Source organism: Sphingomonas sp. (assembly GCF_029239295.1).
In the GTDB taxonomy this organism is placed as follows: domain Bacteria; phylum Pseudomonadota; class Alphaproteobacteria; order Sphingomonadales; family Sphingomonadaceae; genus Sphingomonas.
In genome coordinates, this window is record NZ_JAQZBC010000006.1 from 11,601 (window position 1) to 28,248 (window position 16,648).

Consider the following 16,648-nt stretch of genomic DNA (forward strand, 5'->3'; position numbering starts at 1 on the left):
CCTCTGCCACTGACCGCGCACCGGCCGGCGGCGACCATCGTCCTTAAGCCCCGTCGCGCGGCATGGTTCCCTCGGCTGCGTCCGGTCGCGGCGGCGGCGCGGCCATCCGGCTGCCCGCATCGCAGGAAACCATGGGAACGCCGCAGGGCGCCGCCCGTTCGGTGATCTTCATTACAGCGGATGCAATCACCCCACATGCGCCCCCTATCCGAAGCGGAAATTGCCGTCATGACGCCGCGCGCCGACATGCCCGCTCCCACGCTGAGCATCGCTGAGACAAGTGCGGCCGTTGCGGAGCTTCTTGCCACCGACAACGTCATCGTCGCAGTCGCTGACGAAACGCGGGCGCTTGCGCTCACCCGGATGGTGGCCGCGCTGGTCCCCTCCGCCACCGTCCTGTTTTGCCCCGGCAGCGACGCGTTGCCGGGCGACAATGCACCCGCCTCCCCCGCCAATGTGGGTCAGCGCGTATCGGCGCTTCGTGCCGTGCGTCGCGCGCTGGACGCGAAGGAGGCTGGCCGCGTCGCACTGATCACCTCGGGGGAGGCGCTCGCCCGCGCCTACCCGTCGCCGGCCGCCTTCGATTCCGAACCGCCCTCGGTCGCCGTCGGCCAGCCGTGCGACCTCGCGCAGCTGCACGACGAACTGCTGTCGCTCGGGTACGACGCCGACGAGCGGGTCGATGAGCCGGGCGAAGTTGCGCTGCGTGGCCAGGTGCTCGATGTCTTCCCGGCCGACAGCGATCTGCCGCTTCGAATCGAAGTGGCGGACGGGCTCATCACCGGAATCCGCGGCTACGATCCGGCGGACCAGCGCAGCACCGACGCGCTCGAACACCATGAACTTGGCCGGGTCATGGAGCCGGCGCTAGATGGCGATCGATCGACGTTGCTCGATCATGTCCCCGGTGCCGTAGTTGCCGTTACCACCGCGGCGGACGAGCGCCGTCGCCGCCTGCTCCTGCTCAGTGCCGATACCGCGCGCCGCGGCAGCCGCCGCGCGCCGGTCGACATGATCGCGGACGCCGCCTGGCAAAAGGCGCTGGGGTCACGCAGTACCGCTTCGCTGGCGCGCGAGGGGGATCCCCCCACCCGCTTCGTGGAACAACGCGCCCCGCTCGCGGCGTTCGCGCGGGAAGCAAAGGCTACGATCGACAATGGCGAGCGCGTGGTCCTGCTGGGCGGCGAGCGCGACGTGCGGTTCCTCACGCGCAGGATCGAACAGCGGCTGAAAACGAAGGCGGAGGTGGCGGAGAATTGGTCGGCGGTCAGGGACACCGCGCCGGGCAGCCTCCTGACGCTCGTCGGTCCCGCCGACCGCGGCTTCCGCCGTGACAGTATTTTCGCGATCGCGGCCGCCGACCTCATCGGCAGCCGGGCCGAGCGGGAGGACGGCAGCCCTCATCGGGTCGACCTGTCACTCGTCCAGACGGCGGAGATCCGTGTCGGCGATACGGTCATCCACGAGGATCACGGCATCGGCGTTGTCGACGGGATTGAGGCGCTGCCTGATGCAGAGGGCATCGGGGGAGACACGATCAAGCTGATCTACGCCAAGGACGCGGTGCGCCTCGTGCCCGTTGCTGAGGCCGATCGCCTCTGGCGCTATGGCGCGGAGGATGATGCCGTCACGCTCGATACGCTGGACGGGAAAAGCTGGCACGATCGCCGCGGTGCGATTGCGGCGGCCATCGCCGAGACTGCGCGCGGACTGACCGCGCTGGCGGAGGAGCGGGCGACCCGCACCGCACCGGTGCTCGACCCGCCGGTCGCCGCCTATGAGCGGTTCGCCGCCGGCTTCCCCTATTCGGAAACCGCTGATCAGCTCACCGCGATCGAGGCAGTGCGCAACGATCTGTCGTCCGGCCGCCCGATGGATCGGCTGGTGATCGGCGACGTCGGCTTCGGCAAGACGGAGGTCGCGCTGCGCGCGGCCGCGCTCGCCGCCTTGTCGGGTAAGCAGGTCGCCATCGCCGCCCCCACCACCGTTCTCGCGCGCCAGCACCTTGAAAGCTTCACCGCCCGCTTCGAGGGGACTGATGTCGTCGTCGCCGGGCTCTCGCGCCTCACCAGCGAGGCCGACAAGCGGCGAGTGAAGGCGGGGCTTGCCGATGGTAGCATCCATGTCGTGATCGGCACCGGCGCGGTTGCCGGCAAGGGAGTCGCGTACAAGGATCTCGCGCTCGTCATCATTGATGAGGAACAGCGCTTCGGCACTGCCGACAAGAACAAGCTGCAGCAGCTGTCCGCCGGACATGTGCTCACTTTGTCGGCGACTCCGATCCCCCGCACGCTGCAGGCGGCGTTGGTCGGGCTGCGGCAATTGTCGGTCATCGCCACCCCGCCGGCCCGCCGCCAGCCGATCCGCACCGCGGTATCCGCCTTCGCCCCCGAAACGCTGCGCGCCGCGCTGCTGCGGGAGCGCGCGCGCGGCGGGCAGAGCTTTGTCGTCGTGCCGCGCATCGCCGACATGGCACCGCTCGCCGAGAAACTGGCAAAGCTCGTGCCCGAACTCGAGATCCTGCAAGCCCACGGCAAGATGCCAGCCGCCGAGATCGACGACACGATGGTCCGCTTCGGCCACGGCGACGGCGACGTGCTGCTCGCCACCAACATCATCGAGGCGGGGCTCGACGTGCCCCGCGCCAACACCATGGCGATCATCCACGCCGATCGCTTCGGCCTGTCGCAGCTTCACCAGCTACGCGGCCGCGTGGGTCGCGGCCACCGCCGCGGGCAGGTGCTGCTGTTCACCGACGCCGATGATGCGATCGCCCCGCGCACGCTGAAGCGGCTGCGTACACTGGAAGCGTTCGACCGCCTCGGTGCCGGCTTCGCAATCAGCGCGCGCGATCTCGACATGCGTGGCGCCGGCGATCTGCTTGGCGATACCCAGGCCGGCCACATGCGGCTGATCGGGGTCGAGTTGTACCAGCAGTTGCTCGAGGATGCGCTGCGCACCGCGCGCGGCGAGACGGTGGAGCGTTGGACGCCCGACCTTCGCCTCGGCATTGACGGCCGGCTGCCGGCAGAGTGGATCCCGGAGGAAGACCTGCGCATCTCGCTCTACGCCCGCCTCGGCCGGCTGCGCAGCGATGCCGAACTCGACGGCTTCGAGGCGGAGCTGGAGGACCGGTTCGGTGAGTTGCCGGAGGAGGCGGCGCTGCTGCTGTCGATCGCGCGCATCCGGGAGCGTGCCCGCGCGCTCTGTATCGCCCGGATCGACGCTGGCCCCGCCGCCATTGCGCTCACCCCGCGCAGTGATGCGCCGGACACCGTGGCTCAGATCGCGGGGCTCGTGGAAAAGGACGGGCGCCTGTTGCTGAAGGAGCCGCTGGAGGATCCGGCGGCACGGCTCGAGCGATTGGGCGCGCTCCTCGCCTGATCAGCGCCGCGCGAGCCCACGGTCAGTCGATCAGGCGGCCGCCACGCTGCCCGGCCGCCGCCGATCGACCCACAGCGATACTGCCCAGATCGCCAGCCCGCCCAGCGCCAGCGCCATCCCGACCCATCCGGTGGAGGTCCATCCCAATCCGGCGCTGATCGCCATGCCGCCCACCCAGGGCCCCAGCGCATTGGCGACGTTGAACGCACTGTGGTTGAGCGCGGCGGCCAGCATCTGCGCCTCGCCCGCGACGTCCATCAGCCGCGTCTGGAGCACGCTGCCCAGCCCGCCGCCCATGCCGATCAGCATCACGATCCCCAGGATCGACCAGCTCTGCTGCGCCGCCAGCGGGTAAAGCGACAGGGTCACCGCACTGAACGCCAGCGTCAGCCCGGCGGTGGTCATCAGCGCCCGGTCGGCGCCCCAGGCGCACAGGATCGTGCCCAGCGTCATGCCCACCCCGAACAGCGCCAGCGCCACCGGGATCAGCCCCGGCGCGCCCGTCACCGCCGTCATGGTGGAGGCCAGATAGGTGTAGACGCAGAACAACCCGCCAAAGCCGATCGCCCCCGTTGCCAGCGTTAGCCACACCCGCCCGTTGCCCAGCGCGCTCAGCTCGCGCATCGGATTGGCCGTACGATCAGGCGGGGTGCGCGGCGCGAAGAACAACAGCATCAGCGCCGTCGCCACCGCCAGGATGGCGACGATCCCGAAGCCCCACCGCCAGCCAAGCGCTCGTCCGACAACATTGGCGAATGGCACGCCCGCCACGGTCGCGATCGTCAGGCCCAGCATCATGCGCGAAATCGCCTGGCTGCGTCGCTCGTGCGGCACCATGCCCGCGGCGACCAGCGCCCCCACCCCGAAGAAGGCGCCATGCGGCAGCCCGCTGAGAAAGCGGAACACCAGCATCCAGCCAAGATCCGGCGCCAGTGCCGACAGCCCGTTGGCGAGCGCGAAAAAGGCCATCAGCGCGATCAGCAACGTGCGCCGCGTCATCCGCGCGCCGAGCACCGCCAGCAGCGGCGCACCCACGACGACCCCCAGTGCATAGGTGCTGATGACATGGCCGGCCGTCGGCTCGTCGATCCCCAGCCCGCCGGCCAGTTGCGGCAGGAGGCTCATCGACGCGAACTCTGTCGTCCCGATGGCAAAGCCGCCCGTCGCCAGCGCCAGCAGCGCCATCGGCACGTTGACGGGACGGTCGCTGGATGCAGACACGCTTTGGTCCATGGTCAGCCGCGCGCCGCTTGATCGGATGATGTCGCGAAACAGCCGCCATGTCGCATCCAGAAGGTAATGACAGAGCGGATCGGCATCGAACGGCGTCCGCATCGCGGCGTCGGCGACATGCTGTTCTCCGGTGATGGACTGATGGCCGCGGTTCATTGCCGCGGCGGCGCAGCGTTGTGCGTCGGCCCTTTTATCGTGCTGCTGCGCTGCAAAATCAACGGCCTGCCCGTAGCGACCCTCCACGCATACGTTGCCCAATTTGATGCTCCGCGTGGAACGCGTCGCGGCCCGACCTGTTCGTCTGGCACACAGGGACGGGACAGATGGCGCAAACGACGATCGAGGGGCAACGGACAGGATCCGGCGCGGGGCATGAGGCGACCCGCCCCTGGGCGATACCGGCTGGCGGCTGGAAGGACGTCGCGCTGCGCAGCTGGAAGGAGGCCGGGCAGGACAATATCAGCCTGATCGCTTCCGGCGTCGCCTTTTGCGCGATCCTCGCGATGGTGCCGATGCTGGCGGCGGTCGTCCTCAGTTATGGTCTGATCGCGACGCCGGAGACGGTGATCCAGAACGTCCGCTCGCTCACCTCCGTGATGCCCGAAGACGCCGCCCGGCTGGTGGGTGAGCAACTCGCCAACATCGTCAGCACCTCCGATGGCAAGAAAGGCTTCGGCCTGATCCTCGCGCTCGGCGTCGCCTTCTACGGCGCGATGAAGGGCGCCACAGCGATCATCACCGCGCTCAACGTCGCTTACGACGAGGATGAGACGCGCAGTTTCATCCGCCTCAACCTGGTGGCGCTGGGGATTACCGCCTGTGCCGTTCTGGTGACGATACTCGCGATCTTCTCGATCACGGCGATGGCAGGGTTCGAGGCGCTGTTCCCCAACGCGCCCGGCTTCGTCGCGATCACGGGTCGGATCCTGTCCTATCTGTTGATGGCTGCCGTCGGCGCCGCCGCCGCTGCCAGCCTGTACCGTTTCGCGCCGAACCGCAGCCACGCCCGCTGGGTCTGGCTCACCCCGGGGTCGGCGCTTGCGGCCTTGTCATGGGTGATCATGACCTTCGGCTTCGGGATCTATGTTGCCAATTTCGGCAGCTATGACGCGACCTATGGGTCGCTCGGCGCGGCGGTGGTGACACTGACGTGGCTGTATCTGTCCGCCTATGTCCTGCTGCTCGGCGCCGAGTTCAATTGTGAGCTGGAACGCCAGACGGCGCGGGATACGACCACGGGCGCGGAGCAACCGATCGGCAGCCGCGGCGCCTTCGCCGCCGATACGGTGGTCGAGGGTCCCGAGGCACAGTCCGCGCCTGCGCTCGGTGCGGCGCAGCCGCCGGCGCCGCCACCATCGTCAGCTTCCCCGCAGCGTGCCGCGGCCGGAGAGGCGACCGGACCGCGCATGCGCGAGGCCCTGTTGGCAGCGAATGGAACGGATCGCGCCCTGCGCCTCACGCGCATTGGAAAGGCCGGGCTGTTGCCGACAGCGCTCGCGACCTGCGGCCTCGCGCTGATCGGGCGCCGTGACAAGGCGGTGCTGGGCGCCACCCTGCTCGCCACATCGGGCGGGCTGCGCTGGCTCACGAGCGCGCGTCCCGCAAAGGCGAAGCGTGACCGCCGCGGGGCGCCGGACCGTCGCTGACCAGCGCCGGTGCCGCAGTCAGCGACGGGACGGTGTCGATCGCCGATCCGCCGGTGCGCTTGGCTTAGCCCTTGCGCAACTCAGCCGGCTTGTGGATCGCCTCCTTGCCGGACTTGTCGCTCTTCACGCGATATTGCGGGTCGTCCTTGGTCGCCTTCGCGACGTGTCCGCCCACCTTCGCGGTCGATGTCTCTTTGCGCACGACCTTTCCCTGTGTCTCGCCCTGTGGCGTGTCCCATTTCACGTGATCGCCCGACTTGAAGGTCTTCTCGGTCATGCGCCGCTCCTTGGCAGTGATGATCGCCAAACGCGCCGCCGCCGCTCATTCTCCCGTCCGCTTCGCTTCCCGTCAGCCATGCCGCGAGCTGCCGGGCGCGACGAGCCGGTCTGTTCGCGCCAGTCCTCCGATCGCGGGTCCTCGCCTTTTGTGAGGATCGCGCCGGCATAAGGCCCCGGCCGAACACACACTGAATTCGGCGACCTGCCCGGATTGCGCTCCGCTCGCCGCGGCATTGGAGCCGCCCCAGGATCGCCGCCAGTTCCGGCCTAGGCACAGCGGCTGCACCCCACTCCACGCACGCTGCAAATCGCCGATCCATCGGCAGCCCTCGCGGGGATTGCAGCTGGTCAGGTGGCAACGTCGTCCGCCGTAATCCAGCCTACTCCACTGATAGCCGGCTCGGATGCCGGCCTTGTTGTTGCGCCGCTTGGGCCCACGCTCGCCCGGCGCTTCCAGACTGCGCTGTGAGCGACCGAATCGCCGCCGCCCTTCGTTGCACTCGCAGCCGGCCATATCGCGTCGAGGCGTTTCGCCTCTGACAGGCCGTCAGCCCAGTAGCCGGCATCATCAATGTCTCTCTCGTCCCCGCTTTCCGGCAGCCCGCCGGTACCCGCCGCTGCGCTCTAACGGCGGCGAGCGACCGAACGGCCCGAATTCTGCCGGCCGCGCGATCAGCGCATATGATCGATTGCTGGCTGCAGCCTCCTTGCACACGTGGCGACCGCATCGACGATCCCCTTCGCAACGCTCGCGGATACGATGTGACGCTCGCCGCCGTACACGACTGACAGGTGCGCCGCAGCGAGCGTCGCGGTCCCTGCGCCTGCCGCGGCCGCACGACCATCGCGCGCGGCTGCGAACCACCAGCGGCTCGCACGCGCCCCGCCGAGGGCATCTCGCAGCAGAAGTGGGCGGCTGGCGCAGCATCGCGGTTCGCGCGAACCAAATGTGTTGAAGGTCGGCCATCTCGACTGCGACGAACACGATCAATCGCGATTGACTCGGGACAGCGATCCGCGGAACATATGATGAACAGCGCGAATCGATACGGCCAAACGCATGGTGCGGGGTACTTGATCGACTTGTCTACATGTGGGGCCGACCTGACGATCACCTCACAAGATATTGCATTTTGCCGTGGCACTCACAGGCGAATGGCGGTATCAAGTCGCTTCGGTTCGGGGTGTGCTACCGGATCATGAGAGTCGCGGTACCGGTTCGGCAAGAGGCGTACGGCGAATGGATCAAATCATGGGCCGGAGGGCAGCTATGCAACGCGTCGCAGCGCGGCCCACGACGGGCCATGATGATCAAAAGGGGCGCCTCCGGCATCCCGGAACCGCCCCCTTTATCGCGACCGGCATCAATGCCCGGTCTGTCCCGCGCCGAAGCGCGGGGGCAGCGTCATTCCGCTTCTTCGAACATGTCGACCGCGTTCTGCGCCGTCGCCGACAAGCGCACCGTGTCGCCTTCAATCGACGCCACCAGGCCCGCCGGCAGGTAGTGATGCTTGGCGCCCTGCCCGTCTTCGGTCGCCGGGCTGTCCTGCTTGGTCAGCTTGATCCGCTCGCCATCGACATGGTCGACCGTCCCGACATGGACGCCGTCGGCGCCGATGACCTTCATGTGTTCCTTGATGTTGCTGTGATCATGCATCGTGGATCTCCTGCTGGGCTCGGCAACACAACGACACATCGGCGCTTTGGATGCATTGATCGGATGGCGGCATGAGGCGTCGTGCATCGCCTGCCGCTCGTCCGACGGCATCCTTCCGAAACTCGCGTTCGCTGACGGCGGCTGGCGCGCGACCTTCCTCTGCATGGGCATCGTGGCGGACGCCGATTGCTGCGCTGGGCCTTGCCGTTCTGCTGGCCGGCTGCGCCACGCAGGTATCGTCCGCGGTGGCTCACACGCCCGATACGCCGGGCTTCCTGCTCGGGCTGTGGCACGGCTTCATTTTTCCCGTGGCCTGGCTGCTCAGCCTGTTCATGCCCGATGTCGCCATCTATGCTGTGCCCAACAATGGCGGCTGGTATGATTTCGGCTACTTTGTCGGGATCGTATTCCTGGGCGTCGGCGCACGCAGTACGCGCACCGTCTATGTCACGCGCCGGGTGCGGCGATGACCTGGCAGGTGCTTGTCATGTATGCGGTGGCGATTGCGCTGGCGATCGTCGGCGCGGCCTTGCTGGTCGCGCTGGCCCGTCCGCGCACCGCCGGTCAGGTCTATGCCTTCCGCATGGTCGGCATCATGGCCCTCGCCGGCGGCGCCGTCCTCGCGATGAGCGCCACCGCCATGTGGCAGTGGAGCATGGAGGCATAAGCCCCATCTGTTCGTCACACGCGCAATCTTTATGAACTTTCACCCGTTCCGGTCGGAGTAACCCATGTCCCTCCTCCAAGCCTCCAAGCAGTACAAGCCGTTCGAATACCCTTGGGCCTTCGAATATTGGAAGCGTCAGCAGCAGCTCCACTGGTTGCCGGAGGAAGTGCCGCTCGGCGAGGATTGCCGTGACTGGGCGCAGAAGCTCACCGATCACGAGCGCAATCTGCTGACGCAGATCTTCCGCTTCTTCACGCAGGCCGACGTCGAGGTGCAGGATTGCTACCACGAAAAGTACGGCCGCGTGTTCAAGCCGACCGAAGTCAAGATGATGCTGACCGCGTTCAGCAACATGGAGACGGTGCATATCGCGGCGTACAGCCACCTGCTCGATACGATCGGCATGCCGGAAAGCGAATACGGCGCCTTCCTCCAGTACGCCGAACTTAAGGACAAGCACGACTATCTGCAGCAGTTCGGCGTCGACAATGACGAGGACATCGCCCGTACGCTCGCGATGTTCGGCGGATTCACGGAAGGTGTGCAGCTGTTCGCCAGCTTCGCGATGCTGATGAACTTCCCGCGCTTCAACAAGATGAAGGGCATGGGACAGATCGTCAGCTGGTCGGTGCGTGACGAAAGCCTGCACTGCGAAGGCATCATCAAGCTGTTCCACGCCTTTGTGGCGGAACGCAACTGCCTGACCAAGGCGGTGAAGGACGACATTGCCGATCAGTGCCAGACGACGATCCGGCTGGAGGATGCGTTCATCGATCTCGCGTTCGAAATGGGCCCGGTGAACGGCATGACGCCAAAGGACATCAAGAAGTACATTCGCTACATTGCCGATTGGCGGCTGGGGCAGCTGGGGTTGAAGCCGATCTACATGATCGACGAGCATCCGATCCCTTGGCTCACCCCGCTGCTCAACGGCGTGGAGCATGCGAACTTCTTCGAAACGCGCGCGACCGAATATTCAAAGGCAGCGACCAAGGGCCAGTGGAGCGACGTCTGGGATTCGTTCGACAAGCGGCAGAAGGTGAAGACGGTGCCCGCGGCCAATGAGGATCCGATCCTCGAAGGCGACATGTTTTCGCGCGCCGGCGTCGCTGCTGAATGAAAGCAGTTGATCGGCACTGCAGGCGCGGAGGCTGAGTGATCAGGCGGGCGGCACTTCCGCCCGCCTTCGTTGCTGGCCTTGGCGGCTAGTTACAGATGTAACGATCTTGCGGGCTGCCGGTCCTGTGCTATGTCGATCAGATGGCTGATCAATCCTCCGCACTCACGCCGCCGCCAGGTGCTGCTTCGGACTGGACCGTCCCGCAGAACTGGTCGCACTATACGGCGGAGGATCACGCGACCTGGGACACGCTTTTCGCGCGGCAGTCGAAACTGCTGCCCGGCCGCGCCTCTGACGCCTGGCTGCGCGGGCTCGATGTCCTGAAGCTTTCGAAGCCCGGCATTCCGGACTTTGAAGAGCTTTCGGATAGGCTGATGAAGCTGACCGGTTGGCAGGTCGTGGCGGTGCCCGGTTTGGTCCCCGACGAAATCTTTTTTGACCATATGGCTAACCGGCGCTTCGTCGCGGGCAACTTCATTCGTCGCCCCGATCAACTGGATTACCTCCAGGAACCCGACGTCTTCCACGACGTGTTCGGTCATGTTCCGATGCTCGCCGATCCGGTATTCGCCGACTATCTGGAGGCCTATGGCCGCGGCGGGCAACGCGCGATGCAGCACGACGCGCTGAAGTATCTCGGCCGGCTATATTGGTACACGGTCGAATTCGGGCTGATCGCGGAACCCGACGGGCTGCGCATCTATGGATCCGGCATTGTGTCGAGCTATGCGGAAACCCGATTCGCGCTGGAGGATCCTTCGCCGAACCGCCTACACTTTGATCTCGCACGCGTCATGCGCACCGAGTATCGAATCGACGATTTCCAGCAGAACTACTTCGTGATCCCCAGCTTTGACGAACTCCTCCGCGTAACGGTGGAGACGGATTTCGCCCCGCTCTACGAGACGCTGCGCGAGCAGCCGGACATCCCGGTCGCGCACATCGTCAGCGATGACGAAGTCATCACGCGGGGAACACAGGACTACGCCCGTTCGCGCGAAACGGGAAAATAGTCGGCGAGGAAATCGAGCACAACCTTAACCCGAATCGGCAGACGCTCCGCAGGGGCAGCCGTTCCGACGAAGATGGGTATTGCGGGGATATCGGCGTCCTTCAGCAGCGGCACCAGGCGCCCCGTCATCAGGTCATCCTCCACCTGAAGCCGCGGCAGCAGGGCGATCCCAAGCCCCCCCACGGCCGCACGATGAATTGCCTCGCTGCTGTTGGAACGCAACCAGGTTCGCGGCCGAACCGTCCCGCCGTCAATAGTCCACCCCGCCGGCTGCGCCGCATAGCCGTAGGTAAGGCAATCGTGGTGCGACAAGTCTGCGGGTGACCCCGGCGAGCCTCGGCCCTCCAGATAGGTAGGGGCAGCGACTAACAGACGCGGCACCTCTCCTAATCGTCGCGCACCCGCCTGCTCATCGACCCTCAACCAAAGATCGAGCGCCTCGCTGCTCTCCACATCGCGCCAGTCAGCGACCATCAACTCAATCACAAGGGCAGGATGCGCCTCCCGCAGGCGAGCTAGATGCCTGGCATAGTGCAGCCCGAGCGCGGTGGTGACCCCGAGGCGGACGAGCCCTCGCGCGGCGACGAGGCCCGCGAGATCCGCTTCGGCATGCTCTACGTCTTCCAGAATGCGCGCTGCGTGACCGGCCAATCGCTCCCCATCATGCGTCAGCGTCAGGCGCCTTGTTGAGCGATGAAAAAGGACAACGCCGAACCTATCTTCCAATTCGTCTATCGCACGCGCCACCGTCGTGTGGCTCAGGCGTTGTTGGCGAGCGACGGTGGAAAAGCTTCCCTGATCGCGCAGGCTCAGAAACAGTCGCAGTGATCGAATAAGGTCGGACATCTGAACAATAATAGTTCAACTGCTGAACGAACGGTACCTATTGTTTATCGGATGTGTTGAGATGATGAAGACGCGACGACCCCTTTGAGGGTCGGAGAGGAGCCAAATCGTGACCGATCGTATTGCCAACCCCAACTTGCGCAGCCGCGTGATGTCACCGGAGGACGCTGCGATGTTCATTCAGGCGGGGGATACCGTCGGAATGAGCGGGTTCACCGGCTCCGGTTACCCGAAGGCAGTGCCAAGCGCACTCGCGCGGCGCATCGTGGCAGAGCATGCTGCGGGCCGGCCGATGCGGGTGAAAGTCTGGACGGGCGCGTCGACCGGCCCCGAACTGGATGGCGCGCTGGCAGAGGCGGACGGGATCGAGCTTCGGCTCCCCTACAACTCCGATCCCATTGCGCGGGAGCGGATCAACCGCGGCGAGATGGACTATCTCGACATGCATCTCAGCCAAGTGGCGCCGATGGCGTGGCAGGGTTTCCTCGGCCAGCTCGATGTCGCCGTGATCGAAGTGACAGCGATCCGGGCTGATGGGAGCGTCGTTCCGTCGTCATCGGTCGGCAACAACAAGACCTGGCTCGAACGCGCGAAGACGGTCATTCTTGAGGTTAACCGCTGGCAGAATCCCGCGCTCGAGGGGATGCACGACATCTATTACGGCACGGCCTTGCCACCCAACCGTGTGCCGATCCCGCTTCTGCGCCCGGACGATCGCATCGGGGACCCCTATCTTCGCTGCGATCCCGAAAAGGTCGTCGCCGTCGTCGAAACCGACGCGCCTGATCGCAACCTGCCCTTCGCGCCGCCCGACGAGGCCGCAAAGGCAATTGCGGGCCACCTGCTTGAGTTCTTTGCCCATGAAGTGACCAAGGGCCGCCTGCCCTCGTCATTGCTGCCGATCCAGTCCGGCGTGGGTAACATCGCCAACGCTGTCCTGACCGGCTTGGCTGACGGCCCGTTCCACGATCTGACCGCCTTCACGGAAGTGGTCCAGGACGGCATGCTGGACCTGATCGACGCGGGACGACTTCGCATGGCGTCGGCCACCGCCTTCTCGCTAAGCCCCGAGGCGGCGGCGCGGATCAACAACGAGATGGTTCGGTATCGCAGCAAGATGATCCTGCGTCCGCAAGAGATCAGCAATCATCCCGAGTTGGTCCGTCGGCTGGGCTGTCTTGCCATGAACGGCCTGATCGAGGCTGACATCTACGGCAACGTCAATTCTACGTGCATCATGGGTTCCCGGATCCAGAACGGCATCGGCGGCTCGGGCGACTTCGCCCGCAACGCCTTCACCTCGATCTTCATGACCCCCTCTACTGCGAAGAACGGCGCCATCTCTGCAATCGTACCGCAGGCCTCGCACGTCGATCACATCATGCAGGACGTAGGGGTGCTAGTTACGGAACAGGGACTCGCGGACCTGCGCGGCCTCGCGCCCAAGCAGCGCGCGGCATTGGTGATCGAACGCTGCGCCCATCCGAGCTATCGCGACGCGCTGCGTGACTATTTTGAACGCGCGCAACGCGGAGCTTACGGTCGCCACGCGCCTTCGCTGCCCGGCGAAGCGCTGTCGTGGCACCAACGCTTCATGGATCATGGAACGATGCGGGCCAGCTAAGGCACTGGTCCGGTCAGAACGGGTGTGGCGCTGCGAGGGATCAGAGATCCAGCGCCCAACCGTCCCGTCCCTTCGGATCGGGAGGGTTGGCAGGAACGAAGCGCGTTGCGCCAGCAGCCAACCTGAGGATCGACCAATCACCTCGACGGTCAACGGCCTCCAGCGAGCAACCGCACGCCTGAAAGGCTTCAACGACCTGCGATCGTTGCGTCTCAAGCAGCCCCGCCAGCACGATAGCGCCGCCCGGGGCGGCGATGGCTGCGAGCTCGGGCGCCATCGACACCAGCGGCCCCGCCAGAATGTTTGCGATCACCAGATCATAGGGGCCGCGCTGAGTGATGTCGTCGTGTAGCGCGCCGTCTGCGACGAGAAGCGCTATATCCTCGATGCCGTTCGCCTCCGCGTTCACGTGGGTGACCTCGACAGCCGCGGGATCGATATCGGTCGCAACGATGGTGGCCTCGGGCCACAGGAATGCGGCTGCAAAGGCCAGAACGCCCGTACCCGTTCCCACGTCGATGATCCGGTCGAAACGACGATCGGCAAGCCCGTCCAGCATGGCTAGGCAACCGCTCGTCGTCGCATGGTGCCCCGTACCAAAAGCTCGACCGGCGTCGATCAACAAGGCACGTCCGCCATCGGGCGCTTCGGTCGGGTGAGCGCTGGTGTGCACGACGAAGCGGCCCTCGCGGATCGGCTCCAGCCCCTCCTGTGAAAGCGCGACCCAATCCTGTTCCACTAGCGGGGTAATGGTCGGCGCTGTGCCCGCTGCACTGGGTACAAGCGCCACGATCGCCGCCAACATGGCCGCATCAGGCTCATGTTCCATGTAGGCGTCGAGCCGCCAGCGTTCCCGATCGTCCTCTGCCTCCTCGGTGGTCATGAGAACGGCGTCGATCACCAGATCATCCGCCGCGTCGATCGCTTCGGCTTCCAGACGCGTGCACGGCAGGGAAACCCGCCAGCTGTCAACCTCGCTGGCCGTCAAGCCCGATTGATCAGCGGACATAGCTTGCCCCATTCACGTCCAAAATCGCGCCGGTCATCGACTCGGGAGCATCTAACGCGAGCCATCGTATCATCTCGCCCACCTCATCCGGCATCGCGACCCGGCCCAGCGGGATATCGGCCAGCAATTTGTCGCCACCCCTGCTGGCGAGATAATCTTCCGCCATGCCGGTCATGGTAAAACCCGGGCAGATCGCGAAGGCCATGATCCCTTCCTTGGCGTAGGCGCGCGCAATCGTCTTCGTCATCGCCACCATGCCAGCCTTGGATGCGGCGTAATGCCAGTGTGCAGGACTGTCGCCACGATGAGCGGCTCGGCTGGCTACGTTGACAATACGCCCCCCAACCCCGCGCTCCTGCCAGTGCCGCACAGCAGAGCGGCACAGCTGGGCAGCAGCGGTGAGGTTGATCCGCATCGTGCGTTCCCACCCGGCGAGCCAATCATCATCCTGACCGTCGACTGGATTGGCTTCAAACACCCCGGCATTATTGATGAGAACGTCGACCTCGCCCAGTTGCTCGATCGCCCTCGCCCACAGGCTTTCCGCCGCACCCGGAGCGTCCAGATCGACACCAACCACGCCGTCACCGTCCCGTGTCGCCTGCCCCAAAACGACGGCGCTGCCGGACAGAGCGCTGCGTGCTGCAGCGCCGATGCCCCGCGAGGCACCGGTGAGAAGAATCTTGGTCATGCCGCATCTCATAGAAGCTGCAGACAACCGCGCAATCCGGCGGCGTGCCCTTCAATAGCGGGGAGAGATCAAGCAACCTTCGCGCTGAAGTCGTCCGCCGCACTGCGGAGCGAAGCCAATCGATCGTCAATGGCGGCGAACTCTGTCCCCAGCGTGTCAACATCACGCGCTAGGCCGGCGCCTTCGCGCATTATCGCCGTCATGTTGCCCGCCGTGGCATCCGCCGCCAATGCAGTCTGATCGACCGCGGCCGTGATCGCGGTTACGGTTTGCGCCTGCGCCTCCATCGCGCGCCTGATCCTGGTGGCGGACGTTTTCACATCATCGATCGTTGCCCGCACATTGGCGCTCGATTCCACCGTCACCTGAGTGGCCGCCTGAATCGCGCCGATCTGAGCAGCAATGTCATCGGTGGCGCGGGCTGTTTGGCTGGCCAGGCTTTTCACTTCCTGCGCCACCACCGCGAAGCCGCGTCCGGCATCCCCTGCACGCGCTGCCTCGATCGTGGCGTTTAGCGCGAGCAGATTCGTCTGCCCCGCGATCGTGCGGATCAACGCCAGGATGGACTCGATCGACTTGGCGTGAGCGCTGAGCGCCTCGCTGACAGTAACGGCGCGGTCTGCTTGAGTGGCAGCCTGCGTCGCAATCTCCGCCGCCGCTTCCACTTCAGTACGGGCGTCCTCGATGGCGAGGATCAATCCCGCTGCGGTTGATGCTGCATCGCGCATGGCCAGCGCCGATTCTTCGGCCGCTGCAGCCACCTCCGCGCTTCGTCCGACCATGGAGCCGGCAGCCTGGGTGGCGCTCGATGCCTGCGCGCGCACCCGCTCGCCCAACACCGCTGCGCCCTCGATCTCGTCAGCGATGTGCAGCCTGAACGCTGCGGCGTGCGCGGCGCGCTCCTCCGCGACCTGCGCACGCTCGCTGCGGCCGAGATGTGCCGCCATCACGTCCGCCTCGATCAGCGCAAGCCGCTGGACCACATCGGAGAGGCGCCGCATCCGGCCCACGTCGCTGCCCACCCTTGCTTCAAGGATTGCAAGCGTACGGGCATGCGCAAAGGCGAGCGCCGACATCAGCGCCGCCAGCGGTACGCCTGTCTCGCGAGTCATCTCGGCATGCTTGGTGGCGGCGCGCGCCCATTGGTCCTCGAATGGCGCGGAATACTTCATGCGCATGTAGCGCGCGCTTCGAGCAAGCTGTCGCTTGAGCCACGCGTCCTCGACACCTTCCAGGACTTCCTGGGTTGCCGGAAGACTGCGATAATGGGTCCAGAACGCCTCAGAGATCGCCTCGCAATCCGCGGCCGTCAAAAGCGCATCGATATCCGCCGCGGCCGACGCAATGACGCCATCCCAGTCATATTCGCGCACCTGCGCCCCAATAGAACGTGCCAGACTGTCCCAGATGGGCATCGTGGCTTTCCTCCCCCTGTCTCTTTTCACGTCACCATGCCGCCGATCAGGACCTGTTGCACCCA

Annotated in this window: 15 protein-coding genes and 1 pseudogene; 8 read left to right on the forward strand and 8 right to left on the reverse strand. The window is 65.8% G+C overall.

Going from position 1 to position 16,648, the window contains the following annotated elements; translation table 11 throughout:
- The first annotated feature begins 228 nt into the window (after nt 1-228).
- Complete coding sequence (locus K0S66_RS07240; protein ID WP_301074685.1) at nt 229-3,384, forward strand: TRCF domain-containing protein; 3,156 nt, start codon at nt 229-231, stop codon at nt 3,382-3,384.
- A gap of 30 nt (nt 3,385-3,414) precedes the next feature.
- On the opposite strand, the gene K0S66_RS07245 is transcribed toward K0S66_RS07240, so the two are convergent.
- A complete protein-coding gene (locus K0S66_RS07245; RefSeq protein ID WP_301074928.1) occupies nt 3,415-4,617 on the reverse strand; it encodes an MFS transporter in 1,203 nt (400 codons plus the stop codon).
- 323 nt (nt 4,618-4,940) lie between these two features.
- On the opposite strand from K0S66_RS07245, the gene K0S66_RS07250 reads away from it, so the two are divergent.
- Complete coding sequence (locus K0S66_RS07250) at nt 4,941-6,263, forward strand: YihY/virulence factor BrkB family protein (protein ID WP_301074687.1); 1,323 nt, start codon at nt 4,941-4,943, stop codon at nt 6,261-6,263.
- A gap of 64 nt (nt 6,264-6,327) precedes the next feature.
- Here the strand turns inward: K0S66_RS07250 and K0S66_RS07255 are convergent, their stop codons facing one another.
- A complete protein-coding gene (locus K0S66_RS07255; RefSeq protein ID WP_301074688.1) occupies nt 6,328-6,540 on the reverse strand; it encodes a DUF2945 domain-containing protein in 213 nt (70 codons plus the stop codon).
- Nucleotides 6,541-7,947: 1,407 nt separating this feature from the next.
- The gene (locus tag K0S66_RS07260; RefSeq protein WP_301074689.1) at nt 7,948-8,199 is read right to left on the reverse strand and encodes a DUF2171 domain-containing protein; all 252 of its coding nucleotides are present in this window, start codon (nt 8,197-8,199) and stop codon (nt 7,948-7,950) included.
- Nucleotides 8,200-8,384: 185 nt separating this feature from the next.
- Between K0S66_RS07260 and K0S66_RS07265 the strand changes: the two genes are divergently transcribed.
- From K0S66_RS07265 to phhA, 4 genes are all read left to right on the forward strand, one after another.
- Nucleotides 8,385-8,669, forward strand: a complete 285-nt coding sequence (locus K0S66_RS07265) for a hypothetical protein (protein ID WP_301074929.1) — start codon at nt 8,385-8,387, stop codon at nt 8,667-8,669.
- Nucleotides 8,666-8,866, forward strand: coding sequence for a hypothetical protein (locus tag K0S66_RS07270; protein WP_301074690.1), 201 nt, complete (start codon nt 8,666-8,668; stop codon nt 8,864-8,866). Before K0S66_RS07265 ends, K0S66_RS07270 begins: the two co-directional genes overlap by 4 nt.
- Before the next feature lie 64 nt (nt 8,867-8,930).
- Entirely contained in the window at nt 8,931-9,986 is a 1,056-nt protein-coding gene (locus tag K0S66_RS07275) for a ribonucleotide-diphosphate reductase subunit beta (protein ID WP_301074691.1), read from the forward strand.
- Nucleotides 9,987-10,126: 140 nt separating this feature from the next.
- A complete protein-coding gene (gene phhA / locus K0S66_RS07280) occupies nt 10,127-10,999 on the forward strand; it encodes a phenylalanine 4-monooxygenase (protein ID WP_301074692.1) in 873 nt (290 codons plus the stop codon).
- On the opposite strand, the gene K0S66_RS07285 is transcribed toward phhA, so the two are convergent.
- Nucleotides 10,969-11,535: a substrate binding domain-containing protein gene (locus K0S66_RS07285; RefSeq protein ID WP_301074930.1), complete on the reverse strand. Its 567-nt coding sequence runs from the start codon at nt 11,533-11,535 to the stop codon at nt 10,969-10,971. The genes phhA and K0S66_RS07285 overlap by 31 nt on opposite strands.
- On the opposite strand from K0S66_RS07285, the gene K0S66_RS07290 reads away from it, so the two are divergent.
- Nucleotides 11,518-11,688: a hypothetical protein gene (locus K0S66_RS07290; protein ID WP_301074950.1), complete on the forward strand. Its 171-nt coding sequence runs from the start codon at nt 11,518-11,520 to the stop codon at nt 11,686-11,688. The two genes, K0S66_RS07285 and K0S66_RS07290, sit on opposite strands and share 18 nt — an antisense overlap.
- Nucleotides 11,689-11,712: 24 nt before the next feature.
- Here the strand turns inward: K0S66_RS07290 and K0S66_RS07295 are convergent.
- Nucleotides 11,713-11,844, reverse strand: a pseudogene (locus K0S66_RS07295) (LysR family transcriptional regulator); the annotation flags it as partial.
- Between the two features lie 106 nt (nt 11,845-11,950).
- On the opposite strand from K0S66_RS07295, the gene K0S66_RS07300 reads away from it, so the two are divergent.
- The gene (locus tag K0S66_RS07300; RefSeq protein WP_301074931.1) at nt 11,951-13,468 is read left to right on the forward strand and encodes an acetyl-CoA hydrolase/transferase family protein; all 1,518 of its coding nucleotides are present in this window, start codon (nt 11,951-11,953) and stop codon (nt 13,466-13,468) included.
- A 40-nt stretch (nt 13,469-13,508) separates the two neighbouring features.
- On the opposite strand, the gene K0S66_RS07305 is transcribed toward K0S66_RS07300, so the two are convergent.
- From K0S66_RS07305 to K0S66_RS07315, 3 genes are all read right to left on the reverse strand, one after another.
- Nucleotides 13,509-14,477, reverse strand: a complete 969-nt coding sequence (locus tag K0S66_RS07305; protein WP_301074693.1) for a 50S ribosomal protein L11 methyltransferase — start codon at nt 14,475-14,477, stop codon at nt 13,509-13,511.
- Entirely contained in the window at nt 14,467-15,168 is a 702-nt protein-coding gene (locus K0S66_RS07310) for an SDR family oxidoreductase (protein WP_301074694.1), read from the reverse strand. The genes K0S66_RS07305 and K0S66_RS07310 overlap by 11 nt, the downstream gene beginning before the upstream one ends.
- Before the next feature lie 68 nt (nt 15,169-15,236).
- A complete protein-coding gene (locus K0S66_RS07315; protein ID WP_301074695.1) occupies nt 15,237-16,583 on the reverse strand; it encodes a methyl-accepting chemotaxis protein in 1,347 nt (448 codons plus the stop codon).
- Between the last annotated feature and the right edge of the window lie 65 nt (nt 16,584-16,648).

Excerpts from the sequence above, each read along its gene's own strand:
- K0S66_RS07245 (WP_301074928.1), bottom strand. The coding sequence starts at position 4,617 with ATGGACCAAAGCGTGTCTGCATCCAGCGACCGTCCCGTCAACGTGCCG.
- phhA (WP_301074692.1), top strand. The coding sequence starts at position 10,127 with ATGGCTGATCAATCCTCCGCACTCACGCCGCCGCCAGGTGCTGCTTCG.
- K0S66_RS07305 (WP_301074693.1), bottom strand. The coding sequence starts at position 14,477 with ATGTCCGCTGATCAATCGGGCTTGACGGCCAGCGAGGTTGACAGCTGG.
- K0S66_RS07315 (WP_301074695.1), bottom strand. The coding sequence starts at position 16,583 with ATGCCCATCTGGGACAGTCTGGCACGTTCTATTGGGGCGCAGGTGCGC.
- K0S66_RS07270 (WP_301074690.1), top strand. The coding sequence starts at position 8,666 with ATGACCTGGCAGGTGCTTGTCATGTATGCGGTGGCGATTGCGCTGGCG.
- K0S66_RS07240 (WP_301074685.1), top strand. The coding sequence starts at position 229 with ATGACGCCGCGCGCCGACATGCCCGCTCCCACGCTGAGCATCGCTGAG.
- K0S66_RS07255 (WP_301074688.1), bottom strand. The coding sequence starts at position 6,540 with ATGACCGAGAAGACCTTCAAGTCGGGCGATCACGTGAAATGGGACACG.
- K0S66_RS07250 (WP_301074687.1), top strand. The coding sequence starts at position 4,941 with ATGGCGCAAACGACGATCGAGGGGCAACGGACAGGATCCGGCGCGGGG.
- K0S66_RS07260 (WP_301074689.1), bottom strand. The coding sequence starts at position 8,199 with ATGCATGATCACAGCAACATCAAGGAACACATGAAGGTCATCGGCGCC.
- K0S66_RS07290 (WP_301074950.1), top strand. The coding sequence starts at position 11,518 with ATGCCTGGCATAGTGCAGCCCGAGCGCGGTGGTGACCCCGAGGCGGAC.
- K0S66_RS07310 (WP_301074694.1), bottom strand. The coding sequence starts at position 15,168 with ATGACCAAGATTCTTCTCACCGGTGCCTCGCGGGGCATCGGCGCTGCA.
- K0S66_RS07275 (WP_301074691.1), top strand. The coding sequence starts at position 8,931 with ATGTCCCTCCTCCAAGCCTCCAAGCAGTACAAGCCGTTCGAATACCCT.